We start from the raw sequence: 15,687 nt of genomic DNA on the forward strand, positions 1-15,687 counted from the left end.
TCGGATGGCAAATCTTAGTTTTAAAACTCATTCGGCATTAGTAGTTTAATTGTGGGGGATGGAACATGGTTTTATGGTCTCATGTATCAATCGGCAAGTGAAAAATAGATATGAAAGGGAGGAATGAAAAGTTGAGAACGAGGAGTTTTCCCTTAGGGCTGAAAAAAAGCGGGCGGATCGTTATGATCATAAGCCTTGCCATCTTTTTCTTCTTCAGTCAGATCGCCAGCTATACTCTTAACGCACAGGCTATGGATGTAACGTCAAGTGACAGCCAATTCTTCGATTCGGTGACTGTCAAGGACGGCAAGAACCAGATTGTAGACGGATCAAAAGGAAATGACCCGGCATTAACGCCGGGGGATGAAGTGACACTGATATATGAATGGTCATTGAAAAAAGATAAAGAAGCTGATAGCGAACAGCATATTAATGTGGAGATACCTAAAAGCTTTACATTTGATAAAGGTGCAGAAGGTGAAATCAAATCTGCTGATCAGGTCATCGGCAGCTATCAAGTGCCGGCGGGCAGCAGCACCATGACGGTAAAATTAACAACTGGATTCGCGGATTCTCCGAATGCCAAGGGGACCATTACACTGCCAGCCGCGTTTACGGCAGATGCAAAAGACGATGAACATACAGCAGCAGCCCTTTTTCATCTAGGGGGAGGCAAAACCCAGCAGGTGATCATTCCTGTTAAGAAAGATGAATCACCAGATGCCGAGGAGGAAGAGCCAAAAAATGACCCTTCTGATACTGATGGTGATCAGAAAGAGACAGATGACAAATCTGCACCTTCAGTCAGCAAGGATCAAAAAGAGGAAGAACAGCAACCGTCAGCCGACTCTAAGAGCGGTGATTCCTCAAAGGATAAAGATTCAAATAAAGTGTCATCCTCAAGTCAATCAGCTTTCAGAAGTTTGCAAACTGAAGAAAAACAAATCACGCAAAATCTTTTAACCGGCGTGACATTGACGGACGAAAACGGAAAGCCATATGACAAGGGCAATCGTGCCGATACGAATTCTCCAGTGAAAATTTCAATTGATTGGGCCATTCCTGACGATTTGGGAAAAACAATCAATGCCGGCGATAAATATGAATTTGATTTGCCTAAAGAATTTATTATGCATAATGACATTGTGAACCTGCCGTTAAGCGCCGGAGACACCACATACGGGACATTTTCTATTGATACGAACGGACATGTGGTGATGACATTTAACGGCGAGGTAAAAGAAAGTTCTAATGTCAAAGGCACATTGGTTATCAATACGCAGTTTAATGAGAAAAAAATAACGGGTTCGACAACACAGAAGATTCCATTCCCTGTGAATTCTGATACTCCTGAAACAACAGTTTATTTTAAACCAAATGTGAGTAAAACCATTGATAAATCAGGTGCACTGGATAAAGGCATCAACCCCGGTAAAGTAACATGGACGGTCGATGTCAATAAAAAGTTGGATCAAGTCAAGAATGCCAAACTCACGGAAAGCCTTCCAGAGGGTTTAACCTACCGTTCAGTTAAAGTGTATGAACTCAATGTGAACATTGATGGTTCTGTCAGCAAAGGAAATGAAGTTTCTTCCGGCTACAGCGTTGATTCAAAAGGAAATGTCACATTTGATGGGACAATTGATTCAGCCTACCGCCTTGTATATGAAACTGACATTGATAATAGTGCGAAGCCGAGTGAAGGTGGAAATATAACGCTGACGAACAAGGCAGCATTCAGCGGAGATAACCTGGAACCCATCTCTGCCGAAGCCACTGTTGCAGCCAAATATGGAAAAATGATCGCGAAATCATCAACAGGCTATGATGGAGAATCTCAAACATTCAGCTGGGCTCTTTCATACAACTACGGTGAGAAACAGATCGATCAATCCAAGGCCAGCATTAAGGATTCTTTTGGAACTGGCGATTTGCACCTCGTAAAAGATTCTTTGAAGGTTATTCCTATTACCTTTGGACAGAACGGGAGCGAGCAAGCGGGAACGCCTTTAAAGGAAGGCGAGGACTACACGCTGACCGATAATGGAAGCGGATTTGAAATCAAATTTAATAAAACCGTTACCAGCGCTTACAAAATCACATATCAAACAAAGGTCAACAGCGGAGTCATCATTGATAAATCGACAACGTACACCAATAGCGTGGTGACCGGAACAGGGGATTCAAAAGAAGCTTCTGGCATAGCCATTCAGCAGAATCTCATCAAAGGATATTCAAACGTTGATTATGAGAAGAAGACGGTTGATTGGACGATTACAGTTAATAAAAACAAATATGAGATGAACAATTGGACGTTGGATGACCAATTCGAAAGCGGCGGATTGGTTCTGATTGATGAATCGTTCAAGATTCAAGACACAACGAACAACAAAACGTTGCAGAAAGACAAAGACTACACATTGACAAAAAAACCCGACAATAAAGGCTTTACTTTGGCATTGATCGGGGATTACAAAAAAACAGACAGTCAGTTTAAGATCACTTACACAACAACATTCAATGCTGATTATTCTAACGAAAGCGTCAAGAATACAGCACATTCAACATGGACTGATCAATACGGCAATGACCGCACAAATAAGGTATCAAGCGGTTTTACACCGAATCATCAGACTTCAAATAATGGTTTCAAAAACGGTTCATATAACGCAGTTTCAAAGGAAATCACGTGGAAAGTCGGCATCAATTATAATGGCGAACCGACAAAAAATTCTTATATAAAAGATGCCATAATAGATCCTCAGCAATTTGTGCCGGGTTCCGTTGTGGTAAAGAGCTATACGATTAATAAAAACGGCTCCATCACAGAAGGAGACGTCCTTGATCCTTCCAAGTATGAGGTCGAAGAGCCTTCAGAAAAAAATGAACGCACTCTGACAGTACACCTTAAAACGAGCGATTCTGTGCCATACCTGATTGAGTTTAAGACATCGCTCAAAGGAAAGGTCATTGACCAGAATCAGTACACAAACAAGGCAACATACCATAATGACGGGTATGCAGACCGCACGTTGACGGGTTCTGTTTCGGTTGTGAACGGAGGAAACCTGGTTTTCAAAGGCGGCAAACAAAATGGAAACTACATCGATTGGAATATCAACGTCAACTCTAGCCAATCAACGCTGGATGACGTGAAAGTTACTGACACGCCAGATGATAATCAAATACTAGATGCAGCGTCTTTTAAAGTATATCAAGCAAAATATGATGAAAACGGAGTGGTCAAAGACAGCAGCGGAAATCTGACCGCGGGCGATGTCGAGCTCCAAAAAGACAAAGACTACACGGTAGACATCAAAACCGACAATACAACAGGTGAACAATCGTTTGTCCTGCAATTCATAGGCAGCTATAAGCAAATTGACCGTGCCTATGTGATCAAATACCGGTCTCTGATTAACATAGCCGGCACGAACGGGCACGTTAAAAATAAGGTGTCCATTTCTGGAACAAATGTGAAAGAGCAGACTCAAGAAACCAGCAGCTCGATCTTTGTTGCCATTTCAAGCGGCGACGGTTCCGGATCTGGAGAAAAAGGAAGCCTGACAATTTTAAAGACAGGAGAGAACGATAAAGCTCTTGGAGGAGCAGAGTTTCAGTTATGGTCTGAAGACGCCAAGCAGCTCCTGCGCACCGGCACAACAGATGCCGATGGTAAGCTTACATTCGGAAATATTCGCTACGGCTCTTACGTATTAAAAGAAGTAAAAGCGCCTGACGGATATACCATCAGCGATGCTTATGCAAAAGGAGTCTCTGTTAAGATAGACAGCAACTCATCCAAGACAGGAGCGCTGTACAAAGTCGTAAATCAACAGAACAAGGTGACGCTTATCAAAAAAGACGAACAAAAAAATCCTTTAGCTGGTGCTGTTTTCAAGCTGGAGAAAAAAGCGGGCAACGGCACCTATACTTTGATAGAAACGGATATCAAAAGCGACAAAAACGGAAAAATCGAAATGAATGGTTTGCCGGCGGGCTATTACCGCCTCACAGAAACGAAAGCCCCTGCTGGGTTTATCGTGAATACGAAGGCGATTCATTTCTCAATCGCAAAGAATGATAAGAATCAGGTGTCTGACGTAGAATTAGGAGAAATGGTCAATTATCAAGGAAGGGCCTATTTAACGAAGGAAGATGCCGCAGGCCAGAAACTCGAAGGAGCGGTCTTCAAGGTTATCGATGACGAAGGAAATACGGTTCAAGAAGAGCTGACGTCGGATAAAGACGGAAAAGTAGAGGCTTCAGGCCTTGCGCCAGGACGCTACGCCTTTGTCGAAACAAAAGCCCCGAACGGATATGTATTAAACACCGAGAAACGAGAATTTATCATCTCTGAATCAGCAGTAGGAAAGCCGGAATCAACTGATGCCGGGATAGCCGTTAACTATAAAGGCTCCGCTCAGCTGGTGAAGGAGAATGCCGAAGGGCAGAAACTTGAAGGAGCCGTTTTCAAGCTTGTCGATGACGAGGGCCATACGGTTCAAGAAGAGCTGACCTCGGATAAAGACGGAAAGATCATAGCTTCAGGCCTCGCACCGGGACGTTACGCTTTTGTTGAAACGAAAGCGCCTGAGGGTTATGTACTGAACACGGAGAGAAAAGAGTTCACCATCTCTGAATCAACAGAAGGAAAGCCGGAATCAGCAGATGCGGGGATAGCCGTTAACGATAAAGGCTCCGTTCAGCTGGTGAAGGAAGATGCCAAAGGGCAGAAACTTGAAGGGGCCGTCTTCAAGATTGTTGATCATGAAGGCCATACGGTTCAAGAAGAGCTGACCTCGGATAAAGACGGAAAAGTCACAGCTTCAGGCCTCGTACCTGGGCGCTACGCCTTTGTCGAAACGAAAGCGCCTGAGGGATATGTGCTGAATACAGAGAGGAAAGAGTTCACCATCTCCGAATCAGCAGAAGGAAAGCCAAAGTCAGCTGATGCCGGGATAGCCATTAACTATAAAGGCTCCGTTCAGTTAACGAAAGTAGACCAAGATGAAAAAGGAGTAGCCGGTGCCATTTTCAAAATCGTTGACAAGAATGGAAACACAGTAAGAGATGACCTTGTCTCAAAAGAAGGCGGCAACATTGAGGTTGACGGTTTGGCTCCGGGAAGCTATCAATTTGTTGAAAAACAGGCGCCAGACGGATATCTCCTATCTGAAAGCCAGGTGCCGTTCACCATTAAGGCTGAACATGACGGCCAACCAGAACCAGTTGAAGTAACAGCTGTCAACATCGAGAACCGTGTCGTTCTTACAAAAGTAGATCAACATGATAAAGAGAAAGTTCTTCAAGGAGCAGAGTTCAATCTGACTGATGCCAACGGAAAAGTTTTGAAATCCGGTCTCATCACGGATGACAAAGGACAGATTACCGTACACGGTCTCAAAGCAGGAGAATATCAGTTTATCGAAACAAAAGCACCTGCGAATTACAGTTTGAATAAAACGCCAATATCGTTCAAGATCACCAATACTGAAACAAAGCCAGTCGAAATCACCGCAGAGAACATACTGACACCAGGTGACGTGAAACTGACAAAAGTGGATCAAGACGATAAAAAAGCCGTTTTGGAGGGTGCTGAATTCAAGTTATTGGACGCGAGCGGCAAGCCTGTAAAAACTGACGGCTACGGCAAAGATCTACCTAAATTGTGGAAAACAAATCAAAATGGACATTTCACTATCAAAGACCTTGCGCCGGGACGCTACCAGCTTATCGAAACAAAGGCGCCCGATGGCTATAAACTGGATGACACACCAATTGTATTCACCATTGAAAAAGGACAGTCAAAACCTGTTGAGGTTATCGCTTCTAATCAAAAATTAAAAACGCCAACGCCGAGCAATGATACACCGGATAAAAATGTGAAGGGAGATGGACAGCATCCAAAAAACGATGGTACAGATGGTCATGTGAAAACAGACAATTCACATCCAAAAGCCGATGATACAGCTGGCCACACAAAAACAGACAATTCTCTTCCAAAAACCGGTGATACAGACAGTACGGTGCCGGTTATGATCGGCATTCTTCTGCTCTTAGCAGGCGGAACTTTGGCACATGTCTCAAGAAAGAAACAAAGAAAGGCATAAATGTGATGGCACCTGATCATTGAAGATTCGATCAGGTGCTTTTTAAAACAGATCATCCCTCATAGCATGACGCATAAGAAAGGAATGTACTGCATGTATAAAAAGATAATCATAGCGGTGTTTATTCTTTCCGGCCTGCTGCTTATCTTTTCTCCTTTCATAAAAGGAAGTCTCATCGCCTACCTTAGCAAAAACCAGTATGAGTCGGAATTGACTGTGAAGCAGCTGCAAGAAAATAATGAAAAAGAAGCAGAATTTGATTTCAATTCCATTCAGCCGCCCATGCTAAAGGAAGCTATAAATGCGGGCTTCGATCGGGATCCGAAGGCCATAATCGGCCGGATCACCATAGAAAGTGTGGATCTGGAGCTCCCCATATTAAAAGGCACCACCAATGAAAACCTGCTGATCGGAGCGGCAACAATGCGTCCGGATCAGAAAATGGGCGAGGGAAACTATCCATTGGCAGGCCATCACCTGAAGCAGAAGAGCCTTTTATTCGGACCTCTGGCCAACATAAAAAAAGGTGCCAAAATTGTGATCACAGATTTCAAAAACGATTATATGTACTCTGTGACATCAATAAAAATGATTTCTGAAATAGATGCAGATGTGATTCAGGATACAAAAGAAAAGGAAATTACATTAATCACATGCGACAAAGCTGTGGAAACCGAAGGGCGTCTCGCAGTGAAAGGAAATTTGATTGAGACTGTCGGTCATACAAATGACAAATCGATTAGCGGAATGTGATGATGTGTGTGTATGAGCAATTTTCCAAAACCGCTTCAAATCATTCTTTTGATTACAGGAGAATAAAAAAAGACTGCCTTATGAAAAGGCAGTCTTTTTTCTAATGCAGAACATATTTCTTCAAAATGTCCATTGTCATGCTTTTCGCTTCTGTGCCGGTACCGTCAATGTTCGTCACGAAACTGTACACTCCGTTTTCGGTTTTGACAAAGCCTGCATACCAGCCGATGCCTGAGCCTGAACCGGTTTTTCCATAAAGCGTATAATGATCCTCATCTTCCTGAATCATCATCCGCTTCACTGTCTTCATTACGCTTTTATCAAATGGCAGTTTTTCTTTGTATAAGGCTTCCATAAAGTCCGTTTGTTCCAGAGGAGAAATCTTAAGCGTGCTGCTCAGCCAAAATTGGTCAATGCCGCCGCTGATATCTTGATTGCCGTACGCTATTTTATCAATCCATTCTTTCATTCGCTCTTCTCCGATGTCTCGGGCCATCGCTTGATAATACCAAACAACGGAGTATCTCATGGCAGATCCTAGCGTGTGATCCTGATTCCATACATCGAGCTCACGTTTTACACCGTCCCAGTATTTGATGTCATATTCATCTTTAACGGCGCCTGTTTGTAATCCAATGAGCGCGTTTGGAACTTTAAAAGTCGATTGCGGCGCAAATCTTTGTGTCGCGCGTTGATCGCCGTAGACGAATGTTTTTTCATTTTTCAGATCACGTAAGATAAAAGTTCCGTCGTGATCAGTGAAAAACTCATTGACATTCATTTTCTTTAGATTGGGACTCTTCCCGGCAGCAACAGCTTCTCTAGGTGTTTGCAAACTTGATGTCAAAAGGACAGCTGCGCCGATAAGTGATAAAACAACCGCTTGAATTTTTCGCTTATTCATACGTGTCACCTCAGCAAATGTAAAATAAGAGAGGGGGATTTCCACTCTCTTTTATATCTTCTGCTTAAACGCCTCGATCAGCTTCGCTCCTGTATAGCCCTCTTTTACAAGAGATTCCAGAATGGTTTCAGTGCCTTGCTGTTTTCTTGTCACCATTTGTCCGTAAATTAAAACCGAGATGCTTTCTTCCAGTTCAGCAATATTCTTCACAGCTGCAGTCAGCTGGGCGGGGCGGTTGCTTTTTTTCGTAATCGTCACAAACACTTTGACTTCAGCTTGTTTTTTTTGAAGCTGGTCAAAAAAAGACAAGTGCTCCTTCGGAACAAGCGCTTCAATCAGCCAGTGATTTTCGCCGTCTTCTTTATTGATAATCAGTCCGTCAATAAGGGGAAACTGTTCAATTGACTTTTCTCCCTTGTCCACTCGTTCCACGTTCAGATCAACCAGTTTAAAGGTTTTCATTTTTATCTCACCCCATTTACTTACAAAGAATTCTTAAAATGAATTATAACACATATTCATTTTTCCGTGAAAACGCTGTAATGCCGGGAACAATATATTTTGTCCTGGCACAACATTTAATAATTTCTATTTTTTCATTATACTGTAACTGACTATGGATTACGGAGAGGTGTGTATGAATCGATTTCATTTAAAGGAAATTTATATTGACGGCACTCCGGCGGATCAGCGTTTGATTCAAACGAACGAAGCTTATATGTTAAGCCGTAAAGATATTTTTGAGGTTCATCTATATAGGAAAGAGAGGATGATTTTTTTATACGAAACTTATGATGGGATGGAACAGTACAAAATCCAGCTGTCGCTCCCGGAAAAGAAGCTCAGCTTTCAGTGGTTTGCATGGGACGGCTCTTCTTATGTCTGTATGAATACGCAGCATTGGCTGACATCTAAATTGTTTTTCCGGTTTTTAAAAAATACATATTTCTTTAGAGGGAAAAAACAAAAGCTGTTTTTAGCTGAGGGAAAAATGAAAACGAAAGATAAAAACAGAGGCTGAAATGCGGTTTTGAGCGTTTTTCTTTTCTCGTTGCATCGTCTACAATACGTGTAACCGCAAGGAGAGGAGGAATCGCAATGTTCAATCAGGTCATGCTTGTCGGACGTTTAACAAAAGACCCTGAGCTTCGGTACACTTCTGCAGGCGCGGCAGTCACACACATTACGATTGCAGTTAACCGCAGCTTCAAAAATGCTTCAGGAGAAATTGAAGCGGATTACGTCAATTGCACGCTTTGGAGAAAAACGGCCGAAAACACGGCGTTATATTGCCAAAAAGGCTCTCTCGTCGGCCTAAGCGGACGGATTCAGACAAGGAGCTATGAAAATGCGGAAGGTGTCAAAGTGTACGTAACTGAAGTGATGGCTGATACTGTTCGTTTTATGGACCCTAAACCTCGGGAAAAAGCTGCCGATTGACATCCCCCTGCTCCTCCCGCTTTAAATCCCATTCACGATTACTTTTCTTCGCATCACCCCCTCTGTATTGACCAGTCGACCAGACTGGTTTTTTCTTCCTGTTTCATATAGGAAAAATTGGTTCTTATGATGCATTTTTACTTAATTTCACTTAATAATATTGATTGTTAATATATAAAAACTTATAATTGCTTAAAGATAACGTCATATGAAAAGGAATGAGGGCGTGTACCAAGAAGAAAGATTAGTAGCAATTGTGGATTATCTAAAGGAGCATAACCGCATTACAACCGAGCAGATCTGTACGCTCCTTCAGGTGTCCAGAGATACAGCACGGCGGGATCTTGTGAAGCTGGAGGAACAGAATGCCATTATTCGCACAAGAGGCGGCGCCATTCTGCCGTCTGTGCACCAGAAAATCCAAGGGTATTCCGGCCGGCTGAAAACAGTGTCCGAGGAAAAAAACAAGATTGGCAAACTCGCCGCATCACTGATCCAAAATGGCGACCGGGTTATTTTAGATGCGTCTACAACCGTTCAGGCGTGCGCTAAACACTTAAATGCAGACGACTGTACGGTTATCACCAACTCCATTAATCTCGCGGAAGTGCTCTCAGACAAAGATGGTATTGAGATCTATCTTCTCGGAGGCAAGCTTGAAAAGGAGCATCGTTTCTTGTACGGCGCCTCTGTGATTGAAAAGCTTTCAAGCTATCACGTCGATAAAGCGCTGATCGGTGTTGTCGGCATTTCTGAACACGGCATTACGATCGCGCATGAAGAAGATGGGCTGGTGAAGCGAAAAATGATTCAGCAGGCGAAGCAGGTGATCGCCCTTGCGGATTATTCGAAGCTGGGAAGCACCGGTTTTTATCAGTACGCTGATCTGAGTGAAATTGATCTCTTGATCACAGACCGGCTGCCGGATCAGGCGTTTTGCGACTTGCTTGACCTTAATGGCGTCGAACTTCTCGTGACAGAGCAGGATGAAAGAAAGGGCTGATAAACGTGAAATTGATTGCGACCGACTTAGACGGAACCTTGCTGAACAGCAAGCATCAAGTAAGCTCAGAAAATGAAAATGCTCTGCGGCAGGCGCAGCGGGACGGGATTGAGGTTGTTGTATCAACGGGACGCGCTTATTTTGATGTCGTGTCCATTTTTGAACCGCTCGGGATCAAAACGTGGGTCATCAGTGCGAACGGCGCTGTCATTCACGACCCTGACGGCAGGCTTTATCATTCGGAAACAATCGATAAAAAACGGGCGTATGACATCCTCTCGTGGCTTCAGTCAGAAAACTATTATTATGAGGTTTTTACAGACTCAGCTATTTATACGCCGCAAAACGGCAGGCAGCTCCTTGATGTTGAGCTTGACCGGGTCAAAAGTGCGAATCCAGAGGCTGACCTTTCTGTTCTGATGCAGGCAGCCGAGGTGCAATACAGTCAATCGGGCTTCGCTTATATCGACACGTTTCTAGAGCTTTTTGAGGAGGATAAGCAGATTGATTTTTACAACATTCTTGGCTTTTCTTTCTTCAAAGAAAAGCTGGAGGCCGGCTGGCAGAGATACCAGGAGGATAAAGATCTGACACTTGTCAGCTCTGCTGATCATAACTTTGAGCTTTCCTCCAAAAAGGCATCCAAGGGGCAGGCGCTGGAAAGGCTGGCAAAGCGGCTTAACATCCCAATGAAGGAAACAGCAGCCGTGGGCGACAGCTTAAATGACAGGTCTATGCTGGAGGCTGCCGGAAAAGGCGTAGCGATGGGCAATGCGCGGGAGGACATCAAAGCGATAGCCGACGCTGTAACCCTGACCAATGATGAACATGGCGTTGCCCATATGATTCGGCATTTGCTGTAAGGTTTATCTTTTGAAAAAAAGTGCATCCTGTACATAACCGGCGTAACGGATTCTGTGAAATTCGGCGTGACGGCGATGAACGGAAAAAAGCTGGCTCTTTTAAAGAGCCAGCTTTTTTGTGGTTATTGTGCCTGCGCTGAGGCGCTTAATGTAAATAATTCTTCGAGCTCATCTGTGGACAGCTCGGTAATCCAGTTTTCGCTTTGGATAATTTGGTCATTCAGTGTTTGCTTTGTTTCAAGCATCATATCAATTTTTTCTTCAATTGTTCCTGTTGTAATCATTTTATGAACGTGGACAAACCGCTCCTGCCCGATGCGGTATGCCCGGTCAGTGGCTTGGTTTTCAACAGCCGGATTCCACCATCTGTCATAATGAATGACGTGATTGGCGGCTGTCAGATTGAGTCCGGTTCCGCCCGCTTTCAGCGATAGAATCAATGTCGGGTATTCTTTCTTTTGAAATTTCTCAACGAGTGTATCGCGCTCTTGCTTAGAAAGACTCCCGTTCAAAAACTGTACAGGTTCGCCGAAGGTTTTTTCAAGCAATCGCTTCATCATGTTCCCCATTTGAATATATTGCGTAAAAATGAGACAGCTTTCGTTTTGGGCGCGGATCGCTGTCATCAGCTCAAGCAATTTTTCAAGCTTGACCGAACGTCCGGCCAGCAGCTCGGTTTGGTCTTCCTTCAAATAAAGCGCGGGATGATCGCATATTTGTTTAAGCCGTCCGAGCATGCTGAGGATCAGTGCTTTTCGCTGCATGCCTGTCAGTGACGTCATATGTTCAAAAGTGTCTTTCACCAGCTGCTCATAGAGAGACGCCTGTTCGGCTGACAGCGGAATAAACTCTTTTTGCTCCAGCTTGTCGGGAAGGTTTAATGCGACGTCCTCATCCCGTTTTGTCCGCCGCAGCAAAAACGGCCGGATTAATTGCTGAAGCTGTCCGATTCTTTTTTCGTCCCGATCCTTTTCGATCGGCAATACATAGCGTTTATGGAAACCAGTCAGACTGCCGAGATAGCCTTTATTCATGAAGTCGAAAATCGACCATAGCTCAGTCAAGCGGTTTTCCATCGGAGTTCCGCTCAGCGCGATATGGTGAATGCCCTTCAGCTTTCTGATTGCACGTGATTGCTTCGTGTGCGCGTTTTTAATATTTTGTGCTTCGTCAAGACAAATTGTGTTCCATGTCACCGAAGAAAGCTCTTCAGAATCGGCATGCGACAGCCCGTAGGAGGTTAAGACAACATCCGCGTTTTCATAATAGCCGGTGAAGTCTTCACCCTTCGGACGGCGCGGGCCGTAATGGAGAGCGACCGACAGATTGGGCGCGAAGGTTTGAAGCTCCCTCTGCCAGTTGCCGAGTACGGATGTCGGCGCGATGATCAGATTCGGCGTGTTTTGCCGTCCGCTTTCCTTCACATGAAGAAAATATGCGATCATCTGAATAGTTTTCCCAAGCCCCATATCATCGGCCAGGCAGGCGCCAAAACCGCTTTGCCGCAGAAATAGCAGCCAGTTCATGCCGTATTTCTGATACGGGCGGAGCGTGCCTTGAAAGGAGGGGCTGACCTCATGCTCCGGCAGATTTTCCGCTGTTGTCAGCTTTCGAATCAGTGATCTGAGCTGTTTTGACAAGTCGAATTGAATACCGGCAAAAGCGGATGTATCCATGATGTCTGAGTCCTCAAGCCCGCCTTCCTGCTGATCCATCAGCTCACGTGCCAGAATATCAGACATATGGAGCCCTTCTGATTCCGCTTTCTCCATCAGCCGTTTCATCTGTTTGATAAACTGCGGATCTATTTTCACCCATTGCCCGCGAATATTGACGAGGCGCCTGTTGCTCGCGACAAGCTCGTTAAATTCATCCTCTGTCAGCTCAATGCCGTTTGTCGCAAACCGCCAGTTAAAATCAAGCAGCGCATTCATGCCGACAAATGACTCGCCGCGCGGGGCGGAAGACACCTTTGCTTTAAGCATCATGCTGCTGTCTCTGACAATCTGCCACCAGGATGGCAGGAGGATTTCAACGCCCATATCGACAAGCGTCTCACTTGCCTCCGACAGGAAAATCCAGGCTTCTTCCTCTGAAATCAGCGTGGTGCCGGAATCAAATGACAGCCACGGAACCGTTCGATGAAAGCGGTCCTGCTCGCGTGCGATTTTATCGCTGTAGGCCTGCCACGATTTTTTGAGGCTCTTCAGCCCGTCAAAAAATACAACCGCACCGCTCTTTTTATCGCGTAAAAACATTTCGATTTTCCAGTCATCGCCGTCAAAGTCGGGTTCGTTCAAGCGGAGGCCGACCGTAAACGGGGTTTGATCGTCAACCCAGCCGATGCCTTCGAGAAAATCCTCTTCATCCAGAAAATGTCCGCGAAATGTTGTGACCGCAGGTGATTTTTCTTTGATATTTTCCCATTTTTCACGCAGTTCGTCGTCATATTGAATATAATCCTGCACCGCGGCTGAAAACCATTCCGCAGTAAAGCCATCCAGTATGCTGTCCTGATCCTTCCAGCGGAAAACACCGTTTGTCCATGCTTCGTAGTCAGGCAGGAAATCGCCGTCCGCGATAAATTCGTAAATGGTGGACGCTGCCTCAATCAGCGGTTCCGTTTCTTCTGTGAGCTGCACGGAGCTGAATGAGTTGAACGAGTTCTTGCCGAGAAGCTCTACAGTCATCCATGGAGAAAGCAAAACCGCGGTTGTCCCGATGAAGCTGACATCCTCAAGGAAGGTTCCGTAAAATGAGGATTCGTGCCATTGAAACAAATGCTTTTTCATGTGGCTGTAGGGAAGGGGCTGCTCATTCTCATCAAAGGCTGAGAGCGTGAATGACCCGTCTTCCATTTGTTCGACGTGAATAAGTATTTCTTTAAGACTCGCCATCAATCAACTTTCCTTTCTGCAGTTCTTCTTGAAGGGCGCGCAGGCGCTTGTAATGTGAGCTCAGCTGCTGAATATAGCGTTCCCATACCTTCAGTTTTTTCGCTTTTTTGTAGAGCGTCCGCAGTTTTTTCAAATACCGGGCCGCTTCCTTGTAAGAGCTGCGGTTTTTCTGGTCGATAAAAAAGGCCACTTCTCTGTGGTATGCGGGTATAAGGGCTTCGGGATCGCTCGCCGCGATTTCTTTGAGCATCGTTTTATCCATCTCATAAATTGAAAAGCCAACAAGGCTGTGGATTTCGATCCACTCGGCGTAACGCTTTTTCTCATACAAATGATGGCTGTATTCTGTGAAAGTATACGGCAGACAGCCTGCTGCATAGCGTTCAAACAGCGCCTGGTCATTGGTTTGCTTCACATACGCGTTCAGCAGAAGAAACAGCTCGCCAATTACGTCGCGAATTTCTTTAAACGGTTTATCCAGCTTTGTATAACCAATCGCAATCGATTCAATCCGGAGGTACCATGCTTTGAGCCGTTTCCAATCCTTTTTCGCGGTGATTTCACTCAGCCATTGGAACGTATACGGCAGCGCTTCCGGCGGAAATTGGTCGGTTTCCGCAAAAATCGCGTCATCATGTTTCTGCAAAAATTCTAAATGCAGACGCCCGAATTGCAATTCAGGAGAAAATCGCCGCCCGGCTTCTTTTTGCAGGATCTCTTGCTCACGCGCCACCCATTTCGGCCGCGGCAGCAGCGCACTCCAAATTTCACCGAAAATGCGGATGCGTTCATATTGAAAAATATCTTCCTTCAATAAGAGATCCCGAATGACATCCGGCGTTTTCTCCAGAAAAGGATCGAGTGCAAACGACAGCGCGTACGTTTTTAATTTATCAATTGAGCTGTAGATCGTGTCCATCAGCTGTTCGACATAAGGATTGAGGGAATAAAAATCATGCTCGGGGTCCAGTTTTCCTTCTTCAATCAATGTAAACATGCGAAGCCACACCGCGATCGCTGAATGAATCTGATACAGGCTTTTCAGCTCCGGTTTGTTCGGGGCATGCTTTTTCAAAGCGGACAGATAGCCGTAATAGAGGCCCTGCATGTTTTGGCTGCCTTCAGCCGTGCGTACCTGCCAAAGAGAAAACTCTGAATCGAAAAAAGATAGCCAGCTTGAAAGCGACTCTTCATTAGGCAGCACCTTCTCCTGAAATTGACGCCGGACGAGCTCTTTGCTTTCTTCAAGCTTTTCCCTCTCCAGCCAGTGCTCTGTAAAAGTTCCCACTCGTTCAAACATTGCATATACATATAAAAAAACAGCCAGCTTATGGCGGCAGATTCTCCCAGACGGACATGAACAGCCGCTTTTGGCTATGACAAATAAGTTCAATGTGACCCGCACAGGCACAACATCCTGCACGTAAGCCGTAACTTCCGTCGGACTCACTGCTTGTAAACGATAGACTGAATCCTGCCGATATAAAATAAGGGCTTTTTTGATCAGCTGAACATTTTCCTCGCTGTAAGGAAGAAGCTCTTTTAATTGTTCAGCCGATGCCAGCACATCGTCTTTAGAAATCATATTCTGAAGCATGATTATCGCTCCTAACCGAGTCACGTAATAAAAAGATCCAATTTCTCTATTATATCGCAACACAGCGGCATGAAAAAGTTTTTCCTAAAATAGGACATAAAAAATGGGATGTGTCGA

The 15,687-nt window shown here is 44.7% G+C and carries 10 protein-coding genes; 6 read left to right on the forward strand and 4 right to left on the reverse strand.

Features of this window, described 5'->3' with window-relative positions; genetic code table 11:
• The first annotated feature begins 131 nt into the window (after positions 1-131).
• Together H7F27_RS02720 and H7F27_RS02725 are read left to right on the forward strand one after the other, a co-directional pair.
• A complete protein-coding gene (locus tag H7F27_RS02720; protein ID WP_185848523.1) occupies positions 132-6,113 on the forward strand; it encodes a SpaA isopeptide-forming pilin-related protein in 5,982 nt (1,993 codons plus the stop codon).
• 93 nt (positions 6,114-6,206) lie between these two features.
• Positions 6,207-6,866 carry a class A sortase gene (locus H7F27_RS02725; RefSeq protein ID WP_185848524.1) on the forward strand — a complete coding sequence of 220 codons (660 nt, stop codon included), beginning with the start codon at positions 6,207-6,209 and terminating at the stop codon, positions 6,864-6,866.
• Between the two features lie 100 nt (positions 6,867-6,966).
• Here H7F27_RS02725 and blaOXA read toward each other — a convergent pair whose 3' ends face one another.
• Both blaOXA and H7F27_RS02735 read right to left on the reverse strand, forming a co-directional pair.
• Positions 6,967-7,770: a class D beta-lactamase gene (blaOXA, locus tag H7F27_RS02730; protein ID WP_185848525.1), complete on the reverse strand. Its 804-nt coding sequence runs from the start codon at positions 7,768-7,770 to the stop codon at positions 6,967-6,969.
• A gap of 51 nt (positions 7,771-7,821) precedes the next feature.
• The gene (locus H7F27_RS02735) at positions 7,822-8,232 is read right to left on the reverse strand and encodes a YwpF-like family protein (protein ID WP_024123113.1); all 411 of its coding nucleotides are present in this window, start codon (positions 8,230-8,232) and stop codon (positions 7,822-7,824) included.
• A gap of 175 nt (positions 8,233-8,407) precedes the next feature.
• Between H7F27_RS02735 and H7F27_RS02740 the strand changes: the two genes are divergently transcribed.
• The 4 genes from H7F27_RS02740 (at position 8,408) to H7F27_RS02755 (ending at position 11,076) form a co-directional block, all read left to right on the forward strand.
• A complete protein-coding gene (locus tag H7F27_RS02740) occupies positions 8,408-8,791 on the forward strand; it encodes a hypothetical protein (RefSeq protein ID WP_024123112.1) in 384 nt (127 codons plus the stop codon).
• A gap of 77 nt (positions 8,792-8,868) precedes the next feature.
• Positions 8,869-9,210, forward strand: a complete 342-nt coding sequence (ssbB, locus tag H7F27_RS02745) for a single-stranded DNA-binding protein SsbB (protein WP_024123111.1) — start codon at positions 8,869-8,871, stop codon at positions 9,208-9,210.
• A gap of 226 nt (positions 9,211-9,436) precedes the next feature.
• Positions 9,437-10,213 carry a transcriptional regulator GlcR gene (locus H7F27_RS02750; RefSeq protein ID WP_103671910.1) on the forward strand — a complete coding sequence of 259 codons (777 nt, stop codon included), beginning with the start codon at positions 9,437-9,439 and terminating at the stop codon, positions 10,211-10,213.
• Between the two features lie 5 nt (positions 10,214-10,218).
• The gene (locus H7F27_RS02755) at positions 10,219-11,076 is read left to right on the forward strand and encodes a Cof-type HAD-IIB family hydrolase (RefSeq protein ID WP_185848526.1); all 858 of its coding nucleotides are present in this window, start codon (positions 10,219-10,221) and stop codon (positions 11,074-11,076) included.
• A 122-nt stretch (positions 11,077-11,198) separates the two neighbouring features.
• On the opposite strand, the gene H7F27_RS02760 is transcribed toward H7F27_RS02755, so the two are convergent.
• Both H7F27_RS02760 and H7F27_RS02765 read right to left on the reverse strand, forming a co-directional pair.
• Entirely contained in the window at positions 11,199-13,973 is a 2,775-nt protein-coding gene (locus tag H7F27_RS02760; protein ID WP_185848527.1) for a DEAD/DEAH box helicase, read from the reverse strand.
• The gene (locus tag H7F27_RS02765; protein WP_185848528.1) at positions 13,960-15,570 is read right to left on the reverse strand and encodes an SWIM zinc finger family protein; all 1,611 of its coding nucleotides are present in this window, start codon (positions 15,568-15,570) and stop codon (positions 13,960-13,962) included. The genes H7F27_RS02760 and H7F27_RS02765 overlap by 14 nt, the downstream gene beginning before the upstream one ends.
• Positions 15,571-15,687 lie beyond the last annotated feature (117 nt).

Origin of the sequence: Bacillus sp. PAMC26543 (assembly GCF_014250375.1) — a bacterium.
Taxonomy (GTDB): Bacteria; Bacillota; Bacilli; order Bacillales; family Bacillaceae; genus Bacillus; species Bacillus halotolerans.